Source organism: Neisseria lisongii (genome assembly GCF_028463985.1).
GTDB classification, from domain to species: Bacteria; Pseudomonadota; Gammaproteobacteria; order Burkholderiales; family Neisseriaceae; genus Neisseria; species Neisseria lisongii.
In genome coordinates this window covers 1,541,001-1,561,272 of the sequence record NZ_CP116766.1, presented here as the reverse complement: position 1 = coordinate 1,561,272, position 20,272 = coordinate 1,541,001, and the positions used below count along the sequence as shown (strand labels likewise).

Annotated in this window: 12 protein-coding genes, 2 tRNA genes, 1 rRNA gene and 1 riboswitch; of the genes, 10 read left to right on the top strand and 5 right to left on the bottom strand. The window is 53.7% G+C overall.

The window, feature by feature from the left end; translation table 11 throughout:
- Nucleotides 1–410: 410 nt before the first annotated feature.
- Nucleotides 411–3,113 (bottom strand): phosphoenolpyruvate carboxylase, encoded by a 2,703-nt coding sequence (gene ppc, locus PJU73_RS07125; RefSeq protein ID WP_237091932.1) that lies wholly within the window; start codon nt 3,111–3,113, stop codon nt 411–413.
- A 440-nt stretch (nt 3,114–3,553) separates the two neighbouring features.
- Here ppc and moaC point away from each other — a divergent pair, with 440 nt between their 5' ends.
- The 3 genes from moaC to glnE all read left to right on the top strand — a co-directional run bounded on the left by moaC (nt 3,554) and on the right by glnE (nt 7,637).
- The gene (gene moaC / locus PJU73_RS07120) at nt 3,554–4,048 is read left to right on the top strand and encodes a cyclic pyranopterin monophosphate synthase MoaC (RefSeq protein WP_237091921.1); all 495 of its coding nucleotides are present in this window, start codon (nt 3,554–3,556) and stop codon (nt 4,046–4,048) included.
- Between the two features lie 15 nt (nt 4,049–4,063).
- Nucleotides 4,064–4,816: a HesA/MoeB/ThiF family protein gene (locus PJU73_RS07115; protein WP_237091922.1), complete on the top strand. Its 753-nt coding sequence runs from the start codon at nt 4,064–4,066 to the stop codon at nt 4,814–4,816.
- A 136-nt stretch (nt 4,817–4,952) separates the two neighbouring features.
- Nucleotides 4,953–7,637, top strand: a complete 2,685-nt coding sequence (gene glnE / locus PJU73_RS07110; RefSeq protein WP_237091923.1) for a bifunctional [glutamate--ammonia ligase]-adenylyl-L-tyrosine phosphorylase/[glutamate--ammonia-ligase] adenylyltransferase — start codon at nt 4,953–4,955, stop codon at nt 7,635–7,637.
- 176 nt (nt 7,638–7,813) lie between these two features.
- Here the strand turns inward: glnE and PJU73_RS07105 are convergent, their stop codons facing one another.
- Both PJU73_RS07105 and PJU73_RS07100 read right to left on the bottom strand, forming a co-directional pair.
- The gene (locus PJU73_RS07105; RefSeq protein ID WP_237091924.1) at nt 7,814–8,047 is read right to left on the bottom strand and encodes a hypothetical protein; all 234 of its coding nucleotides are present in this window, start codon (nt 8,045–8,047) and stop codon (nt 7,814–7,816) included.
- Between the two features lie 61 nt (nt 8,048–8,108).
- Entirely contained in the window at nt 8,109–9,194 is a 1,086-nt protein-coding gene (locus PJU73_RS07100; RefSeq protein ID WP_237091925.1) for a YkvI family membrane protein, read from the bottom strand.
- 643 nt (nt 9,195–9,837) lie between these two features.
- Between PJU73_RS07100 and PJU73_RS07095 the strand changes: the two genes are divergently transcribed.
- A complete protein-coding gene (locus PJU73_RS07095; protein ID WP_237091926.1) occupies nt 9,838–11,883 on the top strand; it encodes a M3 family metallopeptidase in 2,046 nt (681 codons plus the stop codon).
- A gap of 139 nt (nt 11,884–12,022) precedes the next feature.
- Here the strand turns inward: PJU73_RS07095 and PJU73_RS07090 are convergent, their stop codons facing one another.
- Together PJU73_RS07090 and queF are read right to left on the bottom strand one after the other, a co-directional pair.
- Complete coding sequence (locus tag PJU73_RS07090; RefSeq protein WP_237091927.1) at nt 12,023–12,703, bottom strand: 7-cyano-7-deazaguanine/7-aminomethyl-7-deazaguanine transporter; 681 nt, start codon at nt 12,701–12,703, stop codon at nt 12,023–12,025.
- Between the two features lie 83 nt (nt 12,704–12,786).
- Nucleotides 12,787–13,260 carry a preQ(1) synthase gene (gene queF, locus PJU73_RS07085; protein ID WP_237091928.1) on the bottom strand — a complete coding sequence of 158 codons (474 nt, stop codon included), beginning with the start codon at nt 13,258–13,260 and terminating at the stop codon, nt 12,787–12,789.
- 3 nt (nt 13,261–13,263) lie between these two features.
- Nucleotides 13,264–13,308: riboswitch (PreQ1 riboswitch) on the bottom strand.
- Nucleotides 13,309–13,524: 216 nt separating this feature from the next.
- Here queF and PJU73_RS07080 point away from each other — a divergent pair.
- From PJU73_RS07080 to PJU73_RS07055, 6 genes are all read left to right on the top strand, one after another.
- Complete coding sequence (locus PJU73_RS07080; RefSeq protein ID WP_237091929.1) at nt 13,525–14,694, top strand: HlyD family secretion protein; 1,170 nt, start codon at nt 13,525–13,527, stop codon at nt 14,692–14,694.
- A gap of 205 nt (nt 14,695–14,899) precedes the next feature.
- Complete coding sequence (locus PJU73_RS07075) at nt 14,900–16,426, top strand: DHA2 family efflux MFS transporter permease subunit (RefSeq protein WP_237091930.1); 1,527 nt, start codon at nt 14,900–14,902, stop codon at nt 16,424–16,426.
- Nucleotides 16,427–16,669: 243 nt separating this feature from the next.
- Nucleotides 16,670–17,863 carry a bifunctional phosphopantothenoylcysteine decarboxylase/phosphopantothenate--cysteine ligase CoaBC gene (gene coaBC / locus PJU73_RS07070; protein ID WP_237091931.1) on the top strand — a complete coding sequence of 398 codons (1,194 nt, stop codon included), beginning with the start codon at nt 16,670–16,672 and terminating at the stop codon, nt 17,861–17,863.
- Between the two features lie 477 nt (nt 17,864–18,340).
- Nucleotides 18,341–19,881, top strand: a 16S ribosomal RNA gene (locus PJU73_RS07065).
- A gap of 94 nt (nt 19,882–19,975) precedes the next feature.
- Nucleotides 19,976–20,052, top strand: a tRNA-Ile gene (locus PJU73_RS07060).
- A 5-nt stretch (nt 20,053–20,057) separates the two neighbouring features.
- A tRNA-Ala gene (locus PJU73_RS07055) sits at nt 20,058–20,133 on the top strand.
- Nucleotides 20,134–20,272 lie beyond the last annotated feature (139 nt).

Below are 20,272 nucleotides of genomic sequence, written 5' to 3'. Positions count from 1 at the left end.
GTTTAAAAACCGTATGGATTATTAGGTTATTTCACTATAACCTTTTCCAGCCAGCGGGACGGGGAACAAAGTGCAGGTGGAGCAACTTATAGTAAATCAACCGAATTTCCAGCACATTCCAAACCCAACACGCCCGTCATTCCGACGCAAGTCGGAATCTATTTATCAAATTCAGAAATTGTAAATAAAAAACAGCTACCTAAACCGCTGAGATGGATTCCGACTTGCGTCGGAATGACGGAGTATTTGAAAATCGTACGGTTTATTAAGTGAATTCACTATAGCTTGCCGATTTGTACAGAAAATTCGGTGTGTTAACTATCGTTTCGCCCAAACCAAAAGCCGTCTGAAAACAGGGTTTCGATATAGAATCCCTGTTTTCAGACGGCCTTAATGTTATGCCGGTATGTTTAACCGGTGTTGCGCAGGCCTTGCGCCACGCCGTTGATGGTGAGGTGTACCATCAGGAGGGCGTGCGGGTTGTCCGGTTCTTTGCGCAGGCGTTTGAGCATGGCGACCTGCAGGCTGTTGAGGGCGTTGAGATATGGGATTCTCAATGCCAGCGAGCGGGCGAGGCTGCGGTTGTTGCGCAGAAGTTCGGTGGTTTGCAGCAGTTCGAGCAGGGCTTTGCGGCTGCGCAGGTATTCTTCTTTAATCATTTGGAAGATGACGGCGGCCTGTTCCGGCGTTTCGCTCAATTCGGCGTAGTCTTCCGCCAGTGTGATGTCGGTTTTGGCCATGACTTGTTCCATATTGGAGAGCATGGCTCGGAAGAACGGGTTGTCTTGGGCGTGCTGCTGCAGGGCTTTGAGTGTGTCGGGGTTGTTTTCGCACAGGCTCACGACGGCGCTGCCGAAGCCGTACCATGCGGGAAGCATCAGGCGGTTCTGCATCCATGAGAATACCCACGGAATCGCCCGCAAATCCTGTATGCGTGCCAGTGTTTTGCGGCTGGCGGGGCGGCTGCCGAGGTTGAGCGAGGCGATTTCCTGAATCGGGCTGGTTTGCAGGAAGTAGTCGATAAAGTCGGGGTGGGTAATCAGTTCCCGATAGTATTTGAACGATACGTCTGACAGTGCCTGCATCAGGGTGCTGTCGGGGTCTTTTTGGTCGGGCAACAGGCTGGCTTCGAGTGTGGCGGCAACCAAGGTTTCCAGATTGCGGCGGGCGTTGCTCGGGTCGGCGTATTTGGCGGTGATGACTTCGCCCTGTTCGGTAATACGGATTTGGCCGGATACGCTGCCTGCCGGTTGTGCCAGAATGGCTTGGTAAGACGGGCCGCCGCCGCGGCCGACGCTGCCGCCCCGGCCGTGGAAGAGGCGCATACGGATATTGTATCGGTTAAACAGTTTGACCAGTTCGGATTCGGCCTGATACAGACACCATGAGCTGGTTACGTAGCCGCCGTCTTTGTTGGAATCGGAATAGCCGAGCATGATTTCCTGCGTGTTGAAGCGGCCGGCGAGCAGGGTGCGATACCAATCGAGGCTGAACAGGGTTTCCATCACGGCGCAGGCGTTTTCCAGTGCTTCGATGGTTTCAAACAGGGGAACGATGTTCATGCGGCTGACCGGTTTGCCGTTGTCCACAGTCAGCAGGCCGCTTTCTTTGAGCAGCAGCGCCAGTGCCAAGAGGTCGCTCGGTTGTTCGCAGTTGGAAATAATGCTTTGGGTTACGGCAAATTCGCCGAATTCGTCTTTAATCAGGCGGGCTTCGTTGAAAATCGCCAACTCTTTCTGCGTGTGTTCGCTGTAGGTGATAAACGGGCTGTATAGCGGGCGTTGGTGTTGCAGTTCCCGCAGCAGGGCGGCCTGTTTGTCGGTTTCCGACAGGCTGCGGTAGTCTTCCAAACCGGCGTGTTGGAAGAGTTCGGCCACGACATCGGCGTGTTTTTCGGCGTGTTGGCGTAAATCCAGCGGCATCATGTGGAAGCCGCATACCGAGGCGGTGCGGATAATGTCGGCAAGGCGGCCTTCTGCCATCAGGGCGCTGCCGTTGTCCCGCAGCGAGCGTTGCAGTTTGTGCAAATCGGTTAGAAATTCGTCGGCCGAAGCGTAAGGGGTGAGAAAACCGAATTTGCAGCCCATGCCCAGCCCGATGGCTTTGGCTTTGCCCATCACCCGTGCCATGATGTAGGCAACGGCACGGCGGTACGGCTCTTCGGTGCGGGCGATGGCGGTGTCGGGCGACTGTTCGGACATGGCGGTTACGTCGGCATTGACTTTGACGCGGCGGGTGGAAAGCGGCAATTCGCGGTAGAGTTTGTCGAGTTCGCCCCGATAATAGCGGAACACGGCATCGGCGTGGCGGGTGAAGGCGTAACGCAGGGTTTCGGCGGAAACAAAGGGGTTGCCGTCCCTATCGCCGCCGATCCAGCCGCCGATTTTCATGATGTTCGGCACTTCGATGCCCGGATAGGCCGTCTGAAATTCACGTTCCATGCTGCGGTAGAGTTTCGGCAAGGCTTCAAAAAAGCTCATCGGGAAAATCGATACGCCGTTGATGATTTCATCATTGACGCTTAGTTTGTAGTGGCGGGTTTCGTTGGTCTGCCACAGGCCGAGCAGAATGGTGTCGATTTCACGGCGCAACTCTGCCAGCGCTTCCGGATTGTTGCAGCGTTCCCGCTGCGGCAACAGGGAGCGGATACGGCGGTTGAAGCTCAACACCGATTGGCGCTGCACTTCGGTCGGGTGGGCGGTCAATACGGCGAACACTTTGGTTTGGTTGAGCTGCTGCTGCAGGGTTTTGCCGTCGATTTTGCCGGCACGCAGCTTGCGTACGGTTTCTGCCAAACTGCCTTCGGCGGCATTGTGTCCTGCCGCTTCATGCACTTGGCGGCGGCGTTCGTGGTGGACATCTTCGGCAATGTTCAGAATTTGCGCAAACAGGCCGCAGGCCAGCGTTAAATCGTGGGTCTGCTGCTCGTCAAGCTGCGGCAATACTTTGTCGATGATGGCGCTGCTGTCTTCGGCGGTAGATAACAATTTAACGGTTTCCACCACCAGCGGCGAGGCTTCCTCGTGCAGCAGTTGGAACAAAGACTGTTTTAAAAATTCGGCATCCGCCGCCAGCGCAGCATCTTTGGGATTGTTTAAAATATGGAGCTGCATGAGTAAATCCTCCTTTTCGTCAGCGGGCATGGCGGGGTAGAGTGCCTGCAAATGCCGCTGTTTATTGTTCAAAAGTCAAATCATTGTATCGGAACTCGACCGAAACCGCCATATAGTGAATTTAATTTAAAATAGGACAAGGCGGCGAGCCGCAGACAGTACAGGTAGTACGGGACAGGTTTTGTCCGGATTGTTTTTTAATCCGGTTACAAAACCGTCCTCTTTGAGCCGGGCGAGCCAACGCAGTAATACTTTTAAAGTGAATTCACGATAGTTGGAAAAAGCGGCGCAGACCGGCTTGTTTTCATATAAACATTCGGCTCAGGCCATATTTGTGTTTGGTCAAACCCGCTTGATGCGGTTTTCAGACGGCCTTAATGGTTTGGGGCGGCAAAATCCCTTAAAATGGCATTTATTTAAACGAGACGGAAACCTGAATTATGGCGCAACTGACCCATTTAAACGAAAAAAACGAAGCGCATATGGTCGATATCGGCGGCAAGGCCGCCACCCGCCGCACGGCAAAAGCCGTCGGCACCATCAGCATGAATGCTCAGGCATTCGAAATGCTGCACAGCGGTGCGGCCGTGAAAGGCGACGTATTGGGCGTGGCGAGGATTGCCGCAATTCAGGCGGCCAAGCAGACCGGTTTTCTGATTCCGCTCTGTCATCCCTTGCCGCTGACGCATATCCGTGTCGATTTTGAAACCGACAGCCAAAGCCGCAGCGTACACGCCGCCGTTACCGCCGCCACCGAGGGCGCAACCGGCGTGGAAATGGAAGCACTCACCGGCGTTAATATCGCCCTGCTAACGATTTACGACATGCTCAAAGCAGTCGATAAATCCATGATAATCAACAATATCCACTTGGCCGAAAAAACCGGCGGCAAAAGCGGCGATTTCCGTTTTGCAGAACAGGGCGAGGCCGTCTGAAAATAAGGAAACATCATGGACGATAAGCAGCTTTTGCGTTACAGCCGCCATATCCTGCTGGACGAAATCGGTATCGAAGGGCAGGAAAAACTGCTGCAGTCGCATATTTTAATCATCGGCTGCGGCGGATTGGGTGCCGCCGCCGCCCCGTATCTGGCGGCCGCCGGTATCGGCCGGCTGACCGTTGCCGATTTCGACACGGTGGACGAAACCAATCTGCAGCGCCAGATTGCCTACACCGAAAGCGACATCGGCAAAAACAAAGCCCAAGCCCTGCAAGGCCGTCTGAAAACCGCCAACAGCGGCATTCGGATTGATGCCGTTGCCGAACGCTTGGACGGAGAACGGCTCTCGGCATTGGTGGGCGAAGCCGATGTGGTACTCGACTGCTGCGACAACTTCGCCACCCGCCAAGCCGTCAATCAGGCCTGCGTGCAGCACCGAGTGCCGCTGGTGTCGGGCGCAGCGGTACGCTTTGACGGCCAGCTCGCCGTGTACCGCCCCGATTTGCCCGACTCGCCGTGTTACGCCTGTCTGTTTGACGGAGACCATGCCGACGATGGCGTGTGCGCCTTATTCGGCGTATTCTCGCCGCTGGTCGGCATCATCGGCACGGCACAAGCCGCCGAAGCCCTGAAAATCCTGCTCGGCATCGGTACGCCGCAACACGGCCAACTCAAAATCTATCAGGCTTTGGACGGCAGTTGGCAGACTTTCGCTTTGGAAAAAAATCCCGAATGCCGTGTGTGCAGCGCAAAGGCCGTCTGAAAACGGCCCTGTCAATCACACAACGTCCAGAAATACCGAAACGACACTTTCATATTTAAACAGCCAAAATGATTTTTAACTACCGACGAATATTGTTATGATAGGCCGTCTGAAAATCCTTTTTTGAGTACCGATTATGCTTGATACCGCCCGCCGCTATTCGCCGTTTGTCGCCCGCCTGCTGGATTCGGGGCGGCTGGATACCAATGTATTTTTGCCCATGCTGGCGCAGCCGCTGAAACCGGCGGATTTTGAAGCGTTTGCCGATTGGGCAGCGTTGCAGGCGGCGGAAGGCGAGGCGGGGCTGGCACGGGAATTGCGGCGGCTGCGTTCGTATGTGGTGGCGCATATTATTGTGCGGGATACCAACCGCATCAGCGATTTGGACGAAGTTACCCGCACCATCACGCTGTTTGCCGAATTTGCAGTCAATACGGCGCTGAAGTTCGCCTACGCCTATTATCAGGATATGTACGGCACGCCGATCGGCCGCTATACGCAGGAGCAGCAGTATTTGAGCGTGGTGGCGATGGGCAAGGCGGGCGGTTATGAATTGAATGTGTCGTCCGACATCGACCTGATTTTTGTGTACCCCGAAGCGGGGGCGACCGACGGCAGGCGCGAGAAAGACAATCAGACGTTTTTCACCAAAGTGGGGCAGAAGCTGATTGCGCTCTTAAACGATATGACCGCCGACGGACAGGTGTTCCGGGTGGATATGCGGTTGCGGCCGGATGGCGATTCGGGGCCGCTGGTGTTGAGCGAAACGGCGCTGGAACAATATCTGATTCAGCAGGGGCGGGAATGGGAACGCTATGCGTGGTGCAAAGGGCGGGTGATTACGCCGTATCCCAACGGAATCGAAGCGCTGGTGCGGCCGTTTGTGTTCCGCAAATATTTAGACTACAACGCTTACGATGCGATGCGGGGGCTGCACCGCCAGATCCGCAGCGAAGTGAGCAAAAAAGGCATGGCGGACAATGTCAAACTCGGTTCCGGCGGCATTCGGGAAGTGGAATTTATCGCCCAGATTTTCCAAATGATACGGGGCGGGCAAAACCGTTCGTTGCAGCTCAAAGGCACTCGGGAAACGCTGCGCAAACTGGCGGAGGCGGGGATTGTGAGTACGCAAAACGCCGATACGCTGCTGGCGGCCTACGCCTTTTTGCGCGATGTCGAACACCGCCTGCAATATTGGGAAGATTTGCAGACGCAAACCTTGCCGGTTCAGCCCGAACAGCAGCAGCTGCTTGCCGAAAGCATGGGTTTTGCCGATTATGCAGCGTTTTCAGACGGCCTCAATGCCCACCGCAGCGCCGTCAATGCCCTGTTTAACGAAATTTTGAGCCGTCCCGAAGAGCCGCAGCGCAGCGACCGCTGGCAGGGCGTGTGGCCGCCGCTCGATCGGGAAGCCTGTCTGAACGTGTTGGCAGAACACGGCTTCGATGCCGAAACCGCCACCGCCAAGCTGGAGCAGATTGCCGGCAGCAGCAAATACCGCCATCTGTCGGCGCACGCCCAGCCCCGTTTTGATGCCATTATCCCGTCTATGGCCGAAGCCGCCGCCGCCCAAAGCAGCCCGACCGACACCCTGCTGCGGCTGCTGGCCTTTCTCGAAACCATCAGCCGCCGCTCGTCTTATCTGGCGCTGCTGCACGAACACCCGAAAATCCTGCTGCGGCTGGCGGAAATCATGAACCAGAGTGCGTGGGTAACCGATTATCTGACCCGCTACCCGATTTTGCTCGACGAACTCATCAGCGCCCAGCTGCTCGACACCCGTTTCGACTGGGCGAAACTCGCCGCCGAACTTTCAGACGGCCTCGCCAACTGCAGCGGCGATACCGAAGCGCAAATGGACGTATTGCGCCATTTCCAACACACACAAGTGTTCCGGCTGGCGGTGCAGGACTTGGCGGGATTATGGACGATTGAAGCCGTATCTGACCAACTTTCCGCCCTTGCCGATACCGTATTGGCCGCCGCCATTCCCGCCGTGTGGGCGGATATGCCGAAAAAACACTGCGAAACGCCGCAATTTGCCGTGATCGGCTACGGCAAACTCGGCGGCAAAGAGCTTGGCTATGCCTCCGATTTGGACTTGGTTTACCTGTTTGACGACGACCACCCCGATGCCCAAGATACCTATATCCGCTTCGCCCGCCGCCTGACCAACTGGCTCTCGGCGCTCACCGGTGCCGGCAGCCTTTACGATGTCGATTTGCGCCTGCGGCCCAACGGCGACAGCGGTTATCTCGTCCAAAGCGTCGCCGCCTTTGAAAAATACCAGCACGAACAGGCATGGACGTGGGAACACCAGTCCCTGACCCGAGCCAGATGGATTGTCGGCAAACCCGAAATTCAGACGGCCTTCGACCGCATCCGCAGCGAAATCCTGACCCGAACCCGTCCGCAGCAGGAACTGGCGCAGGAAATTATTGCCATGCGGGAAAAAATGTTCGCCACCCACCCGCCGCTTGCCGACAGCGTCAAATACGCCCGCGGCGGCGTGGTCGATGTCGAATTTATCGTCCAATATCTGATTCTCGCCCATTCCGGCCGCCATCCGCAGCTTTTGGACAACTACGGCAACATTGCCCTGCTCGACATCGCCGCCGGTTGCGGTCTGATTGACAGCGCCTTGGCAGAAAAAAGCCGCACCGCCTACCGTTTCTACCGCCTGCAGCAGCACAACACCAAACTGCGTGATGCCGAAAAAGTCCGCCCCGACGCAACCCTGCTCGAACATTATCAAAACGTTTGCCGACTGTGGCAGCAGGTATTCGGCGAAGAGCCGAAAGGGATAGAGCAGGCCGTCTGAAAACCAATGGATTAGTCTGTGTGGTAGAACAAAATCAACTGGATAGGCAATAAAAATCCGCCGTAAGGCGGATTGGGTCAGGCTTTTTTGTCTGCTTTGACGGCACGGTTGATGGCGAAAACGACTGCTGCCATCACTGCTGCGAGGGTGAATAAGCCGATTGTCAGTGCCATTTCTTAGTCCTCCGTGGATAAAAATGTTTTGTGTTTGCGGATTTGTTTTCCGCCGATTAGGGCGAAGTAGGCGATGGTCAGTAGGGCGATGCTGCTTGCCGCTTTGAAGGCTACGCCGTTTTGCCCGAATATTACCACCGGCAAGGCAAGAACGGCAACTTTGGCGATGTCTTCGAGTATTTTCGCCCATGCGTCCAAGGTTTCTGTTTCTATCGGTCTTTTTAACAGGTTGAACATGGTGTTTCCTTACTTTTTGCCTGATGGTAACAGCCTGATGGAGGTAAGTAGATTCACTATATCAGTTTCTTGCCGTTAATGTCGGCAGTTTTTTCACGGCAACCATAATCATAAACACCATCACCAAAAGGCCGCCGAAGCCGAGAATCGGGTAGATTCTACCGATCAGATCGGAGAAACCGAAGCGGCTCAATACCACGCCGACGGCGGACATGATAATCATCACCCAAACCTGATTGAGACGGGCGAACATTTTGGTTTCGTGTACCCGCAGGATGGTGCCGTAAAAGCAGCTGATGGCGGTGGAATACAGGCCGAACACCAAAATAGCGGCATATACATAGCCCAAGCCGGAGAAAATCTGTTCGGCAAGCGTTACCATCGGATAGGCTTGGTTGCCGACTGCGCCTTGGTTCAACAGCAGGGCGGTGAAGATGGTGGCACTACCGGCAAACAGCCCCAGTGCGCCCCAGAATACGCCTTTTTGCAGGGTTTGGCGGCTTTGTGCGGCTGCGCCCAGCGGCACCAATACGGCAATGGCAAGTTGAAAATTAAAGGCAACATACAGAATGCCGTTGGGAATCCAATGCACCAAAAACGGCGAAGTGATGATTTCAGACGGCTTGTCTGCGCCTGCAATCGGGTTGAACGTGAAAAACAGGCCGACCAACACGCAACCGGCAATCAGAGCCGGAACCATCAGTTCCTGAATCCGCACCAAGCCGTTCATGCCCCACAACAGGTTCAATACCACCAGCACGCCGATACCGATTGAACCGTAAATCGCAGGCAGGCCGAAAAGATTGGCGAGCAGGCCGCCGGCACCGGCAATCATAATCACAAATGTGCCGAACAGGGTTACGGTAATCATCAAATCGCAGTAGCGGCGCGGCCACGGGCTGTCGGAAGGACTGATGGCGTGGGAATATTCTTCGGTTTTCAGATAATAGCCCAGCTGCAGCGAGATTTTGCCGAACCAGTAAAACCCGACCGTAGCGACCAAAATTGCGCCCAAGCCCCACCAGCCTTGCGAAACGAAATATTGCAGAATTTCATTACCGGAGGCGAAGCCCGCACCGATGATGGTGCCGATAAAGGTAGAAGCGATGCCGAAAGCGGACACGCCGTGTTGTTGGGAATTGCTCATCATCATTTCCTTTGTTTGTTTTTATTCAAACCGGCAACCGCCGGTAGGCGGTGTTTTAGCAAAATCGGCGGCGGAAAGAAAGAGTGTTTGTAGTCGAATGTAGTCGAAACCTAAAAATAACAACAAAATTTTATTTATATATAAATTAGTGGCACAAAATATTTGCAAGAGGGTATTGATAATCGGGAAATGATGGTTTGATTCAGTTTGAATAAAATCAGCGGAGGATGGTTAAATCCGAAAACAGGCCGTCTGAAAATGAGTGAAACGAATTTCTGCGCAGCTAAAACCGCAGGTTTCGCCAAAATGAGCAGAGCCAGTTTCAGCGAAGCTAAAATGAGCAGAGCGAGTTTAAACAGAGTTCGGCGGTTTTGCTTTAATTTTCCCAATCCGCCACCATATAGCGGTTTATTGCCTGTTTTTATAGCGGGTTCACTTCAAAAGACTACAGCGTTGGCTCGCCTTGTCGTACTACCTGTACTGTCTGCGGCTCGCCGCCTTGTCCTCTTTTGAATTGAACCCACTATAGCTTCGCTGAAATTCGCTTTGCTTATTTTGGCGAAACCTACGGTTTTAGCTGCGCAGAAACTCGCTTTGCTCGTTTTCAGACGGCCTGCACGGATTATCAATTAAGGAAAACAAGATGAACGACAACGTTTTATTACAACTCGGCGACGAACCGGCGTTTGACCGCATTCAGACCGAACACATCAAACCGGCGCTGCAAAGTGCCATGCAGCAGGCACGGGAAGCAGTGGCGGCGGTGAAGGCGCAGCCGCAAACCACTTGGCTGAATACGGTCGAACGCCTGACCGACATTACCGAACGTGTCGGCCGCATTTGGGGCGTGGTTGCCCATTTGAATTCGGTGGTGGACACGCCGCAACTGCGGGCGGTGTATAACGAATTAATGCCCGAAGTAACCGTATTTTTCAGCGAAATCTCGCAAGATATCGAATTATACGAACGGTTTAAAGCGATTAAGGCCTCTGAAGCCTTTGCCAAGCTGACACCGGCGCAGCAGACCAAGTTAAACCATGATTTGCGTGATTTCGTGTTGAGCGGTGCCGAGTTGCCGCCCGAACAGCAGGCGAAATTGGCGGCGTTGCAAACTGAAAGCGCCCAACTGTCGGCGCAATTTTCGCAAAACGTATTGGACGCAACCGACGCATTCGCCCTGTATTTCGACGATGCCGCCGAATTGGCGGGCATTCAGGAAGATGCGCTGGCGATGTTTGCCGCCGCCGCCCAAGCCGAAGGCAAAACCGGCTACAAAATCGGCCTGCAAATGCCGCATTATCTGGCGGTTATGCAATATGCCGACAACCGTGCGCTGCGGGAACAGATGTACCGTGCCTACGTTACCCGTGCCAGCGAATTGAGCAACGAAGGCAAATTCGACAATACCGCCAATATCGACCGCTGTCTGGAAATCGGGCTGGAAACGGCACACCTGCTCGGTTTCGACAATTACGCCGAATTGTCGCTGGCCACCAAAATGGCCGACACACCCGCACAGGTTTTGGCGTTTCTGCGCAATCTGGCGGCACAGGCCAAACCGTTTGCCGAACAGGATTTTGCCGAAGTCAAAGCCTTTGCCGCCGATACTTTGGGCATTGCCGATTTCCAATCGTGGGATTTGGCATACGCCGGCGAAAAACTGCGCCAAGCCAAATATTCCTTCAGCGAAACCGAAGTGAAAAAATATTTTCCGGCCGGCAAAGTGCTGGCGGGTCTGTTTGCCCAAATCAACCGTTTATACGGTGTAAACTTTATCGAAAAAACCGTACCGGTTTGGCATAAAGACGTGCGTTATTTTGAATTGGAAAACGGTGGTGCCATCATCGGCGGCGTGTATCTCGATTTATACGCCCGCGAAGGCAAGCGGGGCGGCGCATGGATGAACGACTACAAAGGCCGCCGCCGCTTTGCCGACGGCGAAAAAGCCGGACAGCTGCAAATCCCGACCGCCTATTTGGTGTGCAACTTCACCCCGCCGCTGGCCGGAAAAGAAGCCCGCCTGAGCCACGACGAAATCCTGACCCTGTTCCACGAAATGGGCCACGGCCTGCACCACTTGCTGACGCAGGAAGAAGAATTGGGCGTGAGCGGCATCAACGGCGTGGAATGGGACGCAGTCGAATTACCGAGCCAGTTTATGGAAAACTTCGTTTGGGAATACGATGTGTTGGCGGAAATGTCCGCCCACGAAGAAACCGGCGCAGCCTTGCCGCAAGCCTTGTTCGACAAAATGGTTGCCGCCAAAAACTTCCAACGGGGCATGTTTATGGTGCGCCAAATGGAATTTGCCCTGTTCGACATGCTGATTTACAGCGAAAGCGACCAAGGCCGTCTGAAAAACTGGGCAGCGGTGTTGGACAGTGTACGCCAAGAAGTTGCCGTCAGCATTCCGCCGACCTACAACCGCTTTGCCAACAGCTTCGGCCACATCTTCGCCGGCGGCTATTCCGCAGGCTATTACAGCTACGCTTGGGCCGAAGTATTGAGCGCCGACGCTTACGCCGCCTTTGAAGAAAGCGACGATGTCCGAGCCACCGGCAAACGCTTCTGGCGGGAAATCCTCGCCGTCGGCGGCGGCCGCAGCGCCGCCGAATCGTTCAAAGCCTTCCGCGGCAGAGAACCGAGCATAGACGCTTTATTGCGCCACAGCGGATTTAAAGCAGCGTAGTTTTTGCAGTGAAAACAGTCGGATAGTGTATGGAAATACTGTCCGGCTGTTTTTATGTAACATTCGGCGGCTGTAAAAACCCCAAGCCGTCTGAAAACGATCGTTTTCAGACGGCTTGGGGTTTGTTTTCGGAAATCAATCAGACGTTTTGTTCCACTGTTTCCGCAATCGGGCGGGTTTGGCTCAGGGTGGTGAGTTTTTTGGTCAGCAGGTTGAGCAGCAGGCCGTAGGCGGGGAGGAAAAACAGGGTGCAGATGGTGAGTTTGAACAGGTAATCGACAAAGGCGATGCCGGGCCAGTGTGCGGCCATAAAGGGATCGCTGCTGGCGTAGAAGGCGACGCTGAAAAACATCAGGGTGTCTAAGGCGTTACCGGCGATGATGGAGGCGGTGGGGGCGATCCACCATGACGGAAGCCGGCGCAGTTTGTTGAAAACGAAGATGTCTAAAATCTGGCCGAGTGCGTAGGCGCAGAAGCTGGCGAGGGCGATGCGGCCGACAAAGGTGCTGAATTGGGTGAGCGATGCCCAGCCTGTCCATGCGCCGTTGCTGAATAAGACGGATACGATGTAGGAAAGCAGCAGGGCGGGGAACATGACCCAGAAGATGATGCGGCGTGCCAGTTGCGAGCCGAAAATGCGGACGGTCAAATCGGTTGCCAGAAAAATAAACGGGAAGGTAAATGCGCCCCAAGTGGTGTGTACGCCGAAGATGTCGAAGGGAAACTGCACCAGATAGTTGCTGGCGGCGATAATCAGAATGTGAAACTGAATCAGCCAGAAAAGGGCTTTTTGCTGTTGGGCTTGGGTAAATGTGTACATGGTTTTTACCGGTTTTCAGACGGCCTGAGCGACCTGAGGCCGTCTGAAAATCAGGCGTTCAGGTGCAGTTTGCGGCCTAGGGGTTATTGGGCGTCGTGTTGGAACAGGCGTTGGCGGGCGAGGGTTTCAAACTCGGTGCCGGCACGGCCGTAGTTGGCAAACGGGTGGATGGCGATGCCGCCGCGCGGGGTGAATTCGCCGAATACTTCGATGTATTTCGGGTTCATCAGCGCAATCAAATCTTTCATGATGATATTGACGCAGTCTTCATGAAAGTCGCCGTGGTTGCGGAAGCTGAAGAGATAGAGTTTCAGCGATTTGCTTTCCACCATTTTGATGTCGGGAATATAGCGGATCACGATGGTGGCGAAGTCGGGCTGGCCGGTCATCGGGCAAAGGCTGGTAAATTCGGGACAGACGAATTTGACGAAATAGTCGTTGCTGGGGTGTTTGTTGTCGAAGGCTTCGAGGATTTCCGGTGCATATTCGGTCGGATATTGCGTGTGTTGGTTGCCCAACAGCGAAATGCCGTTCAGCTCTTGGTTGTTGCGGGACATGATTTTTCCTTAGTTTTTTAATGTGGGAGGTTTTCGAACCACGGGCGGCGGATTGTAATATAAATCAGCGGGTTTGTGTAGAAAAGCCGATTGGATTTGTTTGCCTGCGGCGGTTTTCAGACGGCATTGGGCGGCCGTTTTTCGAGTAAAAGCCTTAGAAAATAAGGCATTTTTTACCCGTTTATGCTTGCCTGAGGTATGCTCGGGTTATAGAATAACCGGTCCGTCTGGTTCAGACGGAGCAGAAATATCAGGATATTGAAGATGAATACGAAAGCAGACAATCCCGTTCACCATGAAACCGTACCGCTCAAGTCGAAATCGAAACGCAAACGTAATCTGATTGCGGTAACGCTGCTGTTTGCGGCGGCAGCGGCAGCGCTGGCGGCGGCCTATTTTTTGGTGTGGCAGCACGAAGAAGAAACCGAAGACGCTTATGTTTCGGGGCATTTGGTGCAGATTACGCCGCAGGTGGCGGGAACCGTGCAGAAAGTATCGGTTGATGATACCGATGTGGTGAAAAAAGGCGACGTGCTGGCCGTGTTGGACGACAGCGATTTTCTGCTGGCTTACGAGCGGGCGAAAAACGAGCTGATTCAGGCCATCCGCCAAAACAAACAGCAAAAAGCGGTCAACACGCAGGCCAAAGCGCAGGTGTCGGTACGCAAAGCCGATTTGGAACGTGCCGCCGCCGATTTAAAACGCCGCGAGGCGCTGGCGGCGGCTGATGCGGTTTCCGGCGAAGAATTGGCACACGCCCGTTCGGCGGTGGTGCAGGCGCAGGCGGCATTGAAGGCGGTGGAAGCCGAGTCCGCCGCTTCGCAGGCGGTGTTGGGCAACAATATCCCGCTGCGCCAGCAACCGGCGGTGTTGAATGCGGTTACCCGTCTGAAAGATGCGTGGCTGAATCTGCAACGCACGCAAATCCGTTCGCCGATGGCAGGGCAGGTCGCCAAACGCAATGTTCAGGTCGGGCAAAAACTGGCAGCGGGTACGCCGCTGATGGCAGTTGTGCCGCTGGATAATCTGTGGGTCGATGCCAACTTTAAAGAATCTCAACTGCGCAAAATGAAAATCGGCCAACCGGTGGAATTGACGGCGGACTTATACGGCAGCAGCGTGGTGTATCACGGCAGAATCAGCGGCCTTTCGGCAGGTACGGGCAGCGCATTTTCGCTGTTGCCGGCGCAAAACGCCACCGGCAACTGGATTAAAGTGGTGCAGCGTGTGCCGGTGCGGATTATGCTTGACGAACAAGAGCTGAAAGCCCACCCGCTGCGGGTCGGTTTGTCGATGACGGCCAAAGTTGATGTGGCGGCCGCCGGTGAACATCAGACCGCTACCGGAAAAACGGTGCAACCGCAGGCCGAAACAGTGGATTGGTCGGAAATCGATGCCTTGATTGAGCAGCTGTTTGCCGAATATGCACCTTAACGGCAAAACCTGATTTTAGCTGTGCAGAAACCCATTTCATTCATTTTCAGACGGCCTTTGTTGCGATAAGCAGGCGATTATTTTCTTCGGTTGTTCGGTTTGAACATCATGCTGGGCATTACAGGCCGTCTGAAAATAGATGAAACGGGTTTGAGCGAAGTGAAAACAAAAGTCTGACCCTCGGACTAAATGGAAACAGAATAATATGACTTATCCGCCGTTGCAGGGCATACGCTTGGTGTGGGTTACGCTGGCGTTGAGCCTTGCCGTGTTTATGGAAGTGTTGGATACCACGATTGCCAATGTCGCCGTGCCGGTGATTGCCGGTGATTTGGGTGCGGCGACCACGCAGGGAACGTGGGTGATTACCTCGTTTGCCGTGGCCAATGCGATTTCCGTGCCGCTGACCGGTTTTCTGGCAAAACGAATGGGCGAAGTGCGGCTGTTTACCGCTTCGGTTATCGGCTTTGTGGTGATGTCGTGGCTGTGCGGCATTGCCCCGAATCTGCAGCTTTTGGTGGTGTTCCGGGTGTTGCAGGGCTTTATTGCAGGCCCGCTGATTCCCTTGTCGCAAAGTCTGCTGATGGCATCGTATCCTCGGGAAAAACGCACGCTGGCGCTGGCATTGTGGGCGATGACGGTGGTGGTGGCACCGGTGTTGGGCCCGATTTTGGGCGGCTGGATTTCCAACAACTGGCATTGGGGCTGGATTTTCTTTATTAATGTACCGATTGGGATAGCAGCGGCATGGATTGCATGGCGGCAGCTTGCCGACAGGGAAACCGAAACCGTGAAAACGCCGATTGATTATGTCGGGTTGGTGCTGATGATTGTCGGTATCGGCGCTTTGCAGATGATGCTGGATCGGGGCAAAGAGCTGGATTGGTTTGCTTCCGCCGAAATCATGGTGTTGGGCATCACCGCTCTGATTACGCTGACGTATTTTATTGTGTGGGAATTGGGCGAAAAATACCCGATTGTCGATTTGTCGCTGTTTAAAAACCGCAATTTCGCCATCGGTGTATTGGCGACTTCGCTCGGTTTTATGGTGTATATGGGAACATTGACGCTGTTGCCGCTGGTGTTGCAGTCCAATCTCGGCTATACCTCGACATGGGCGGGGCTGGCGGCAGCGCCGGTGGGACTGTTGCCGGTGTTGCTGTCGCCGGTTATCGGCAAATTCGGCAACCGCATCGATATGCGGATTCTGGTAACCGCCAGTTTTTTGGTGTTTGCCTTTGCCTTCCACTGGCGCACCGATTTTTACGCCGGTATGGACATCAGCAATGTGGTGTGGCCGCAATTTTGGCAGGGCTTGGGTGTCGCCATGTTCTTTTTACCGCTGACCACCATTACCCTGTCGCATATCGAAGGTGGCAGAATCGCTTCCGCCAGCAGTTTGTCCAATTTTCTGCGGGTATTTATGGGCGGAGTCGGTGTGTCCGTCGTCAGCACCATGTGGGAGCGGCGCGAAGCCCTGCACCACACCCGGCTTGCCGAACATGTCAATATTTATTCCGACCACACGCAGGCGGCATTGCAGCAAATGCAGCAGCAGGGCATGACCTACCAACAGGCGCTCGGCAGCATCAACGGCAGCATTACCCAACAGGGCTTTATCATCGGCTCAAACGAAATCTTTTTCGCCGGCAGCATTTTATTCGTCTTAATGATAGCCGTTATTTGGTTTGCCAAACCACCGTTCGGCAGCAAGGGCGGCGGCGGGCATTAAAATATCTCTGAAACTTCTAAACTAAAAGCAAACCGAAGCCCGCCATGCCGTCTGAAAAATCCCTCAATAAAATCTACCGCCGAATAGTTAAATTGGAAAAGCGGTTTTCAGACGGTCTCAGTTATCAATCTATAAGAAAAGAAACATGTTACTGTCGCCGACCTCGGGCAGAGCAAACAGGGTTGCCCGATGTTTTTCATTCCGTGTTATAGTTGCCCCTATTTCAATTTGAAACCATATCCCATGACCGGCAAACACATTCTTCTCGGTGTCAGCGGCGGCATTGCCGCCTATAAATCCTGCGAACTGGTGCGGCTGTTGAAAAAACAGGGACACAGCGTAACCGTTGCCATGAGCCGTGCCACCGCCGAATTTGTCTCGCCGATGACCTTTCAGGCATTAAGCGGCAAACCCGTTTTGCTCGATACCCACGGCTCGGAAGTCGGCGGCAACGGCATGGCGCATATCCAGCTGACCCGTGCCGCCGATGTGTTCCTGATTGCCCCCGCCACCGCCAACACCTTGGCCAAAATCGCCCACGGCATTGCCGACAACTTATTGACCAACTTGGCCGCCGCCCGCAAATGCCCGCTGGCAGTCGCCCCCGCCATGAATGTCGAAATGTGGCAAAACCCCGCCAACCAACGCAATATCCGACAACTGATTTCAGACGGCATCACCGTGTTCCAACCCGACAGCGGCGAACAGGCATGCGGCGAAACCGGTGTCGGCCGAATGAAAGAAGCCGCAGAATTGGCCGAACTGTTGCCCGATTTGTGGACACCGAAAATCCTCGCCGGAAAAAAAATCCTGATTACCGCCGGCGCAACCTTTGAAGCCATCGACCCCGTCCGCGGCATTACCAATATTTCCAGCGGACAAATGGGCATTGCTCTGGCTCAGGCGTGCCGTGCCGCAGGCGCAGCCGTTACCTTGATTTACGGCCAACTCCAAACCACACTTCCCGCCGGTTTAAAACAAATGCAGCAAGCCGTCAGCGCCGAAGCCATGTATCAGGCAGTTCATCAACATATCGCAGAACAAGACGTTTTCATTTCCGTTGCCGCCGTCGCCGACTATAAAGTCAAAAACAGCAGCAGCCAAAAACTAAAAAAAGACGGTTCAGGAAAAGCCCCCGTTATCGAACTGACCGAAAATCCCGACATCCTCGCTTCCGTTGCCAAATTACCGCAACCCCCGTTCTGCGTCGGCTTTGCCGCCGAAAGCAAAAACGTTTTAGAATACGCCCGAGCCAAACGGCAGCGCAAACACATCCCCATGCTGATCGCCAACCAAGTATCCCAAGCCATGGGCAAAGCCACCAACCGGATTACCATTATCGACGATTATCAAGAAACCGACTTCCCCGAAGCCGACAAACGGCAGGTTGCCGAAGCCATTATCGGCAGGTTGGCAGAATTGTTAGAAAAACAGTAAAACTAAGGCCGTCTGAAACCCCGATTTTCAGACGGCCTAAGTTTTACCGTAGATTGAGCGATTGGGAAGTTTTGAAGAATGATTAGGAAGTTTTGAAGAATTCAGCAAAAAAAGCCGAAGAAAAATTTCCTTTAGGAATAGTGATTTGCTAATTTTGTCTGCGAAAAGTCGATTTTTGGTGTTGACTGGTTTGGTTGGGAGGGGTATAGTTCGGTTCTTCGCTGCTTCGGCGGTGAAGAAAAAGACGAACAGAAGATTATAGCAGTTGGCTGGATTGATTGAAAGAGATTTCGATGAAAAAAGTTGACAGCGAAGAAAAATAGTCTGATAATTCGTTTTCGCTCTTTAACAGACAGATTACCGATAAGTGTGAGTGCATAAAGCCTCACACTGTTGAAAAGACAGACAAGACAAATGTTTTAACATTGACTTGTCAGTTTCTTTGAAGCAGACCAGAAGTTAAAAAAGTTAGAGATTAAACATAAGAGTTTGATCCTGGCTCAGATTGAACGCTGGCGGCATGCTTTACACATGCAAGTCGGACGGCAGCACAGAGAAGCTTGCTTCTTGGGTGGCGAGTGGCGAACGGGTGAGTAACATATTGGAACGTACCGAGTAATGGGGGATAACTAATCGAAAGATTAGCTAATACCGCATACGCTCTGAGGAGGAAAGCAGGGGACCTTCGGGCCTTGCGTTATTCGAGCGGCCAATATCTGATTAGCTAGTTGGTGGGGTAAAGGCCTACCAAGGCGACGATCAGTAGCGGGTCTGAGAGGATGATCCGCCACACTGGGACTGAGACACGGCCCAGACTCCTACGGGAGGCAGCAGTGGGGAATTTTGGACAATGGGCGCAAGCCTGATCCAGCCATGCCGCGTGTATGAAGAAGGCCTTCGGGTTGTAAAGTACTTTTGTCAGGGAAGAAAGGGCAGTTGCTAATATCGACTGCATATGACGGTACCTGAAGAATAAGCACCGGCTAACTACGTGCCAGCAGCCGCGGTAATACGTAGGGTGCGAGCGTTAATCGGAATTACTGGGCGTAAAGCGAGCGCAGACGGTTAGTTAAGCAAGATGTGAAATCCCCGGGCTCAACCTGGGAACTGCGTTTTGAACTGGCTGACTAGAGTGTGTCAGAGGGGGGTAGAATTCCACGTGTAGCAGTGAAATGCGTAGAGATGTGGAGGAATACCGATGGCGAAGGCAGCCCCCTGGGATAACACTGACGTTCATGCTCGAAAGCGTGGGTAGCAAACAGGATTAGATACCCTGGTAGTCCACGCCCTAAACGATGTCAATTAGCTGTTGGGCAACTTGATTGCTTAGTAGCGTAGCTAACGCGTGAAATTGACCGCCTGGGGAGTACGGTCGCAAGATTAAAACTCAAAGGAATTGACGGGGACCCGCACAAGCGGTGGATGATGTGGATTAATTCGATGCAACGCGAAGAACCTTACCTGGTCTTGACATGTACGGAATCCTCCAGAGACGGAGGAGTGCCTTCGGGAGCCGTAACACAGGTGCTGCATGGCTGTCGTCAGCTCGTGTCGTGAGATGTTGGGTTAAGTCCCGCAACGAGCGCAACCCTTGTCATTAGTTGCCATCATTAAGTTGGGCACTCTAATGAGACTGCCGGTGACAAGCCGGAGGAAGGTGGGGATGACGTCAAGTCCTCATGGCCCTTATGACCAGGGCTTCACACGTCATACAATGGTCGGTACAGAGGGTAGCCAAGCCGCGAGGTGGAGCCAATCTCACAAAACCGATCGTAGTCCGGATTGCACTCTGCAACTCGAGTGCATGAAGTCGGAATCGCTAGTAATCGCAGGTCAGCATACTGCGGTGAATACGTTCCCGGGTCTTGTACACACCGCCCGTCACACCATGGGAGTGGGGGATACCAGAAGTAGGTAGGCTAACCGCAAGGAGGCCGCTTACCACGGTATGCTTCATGACTGGGGTGAAGTCGTAACAAGGTAGCCGTAGGGGAACCTGCGGCTGGATCACCTCCTTTCTAGAGAAGAAGAGGCTTTAAGCACTCACACTTATCGGTAAACTGTAGATAGAGATGCGGATAACACTTGAGTGAAGGCTTAAGAGTTAAATCTGGGTTTGTAGCTCAGCTGGTTAGAGCACACGCTTGATAAGCGTGGGGTCGGAGGTTCAAGTCCTCCCAGACCCACCAAGAATGGGGGCATAGCTCAGTTGGTAGAGCACCTGCTTTGCAAGCAGGGGGTCATCGGTTCGATCCCGTTTGCCTCCACCAACTTCACAAATCAAAGCAAGTTGGGAAACAGAATCCTATTGACAAAAGATAGGAAGCTGATAGAATGCCCAGCTCATTTTGATTTGCGGAGTAATAGCAATATCAAACGCATCGATCTTTAACAAATTGGAAAGCCGAA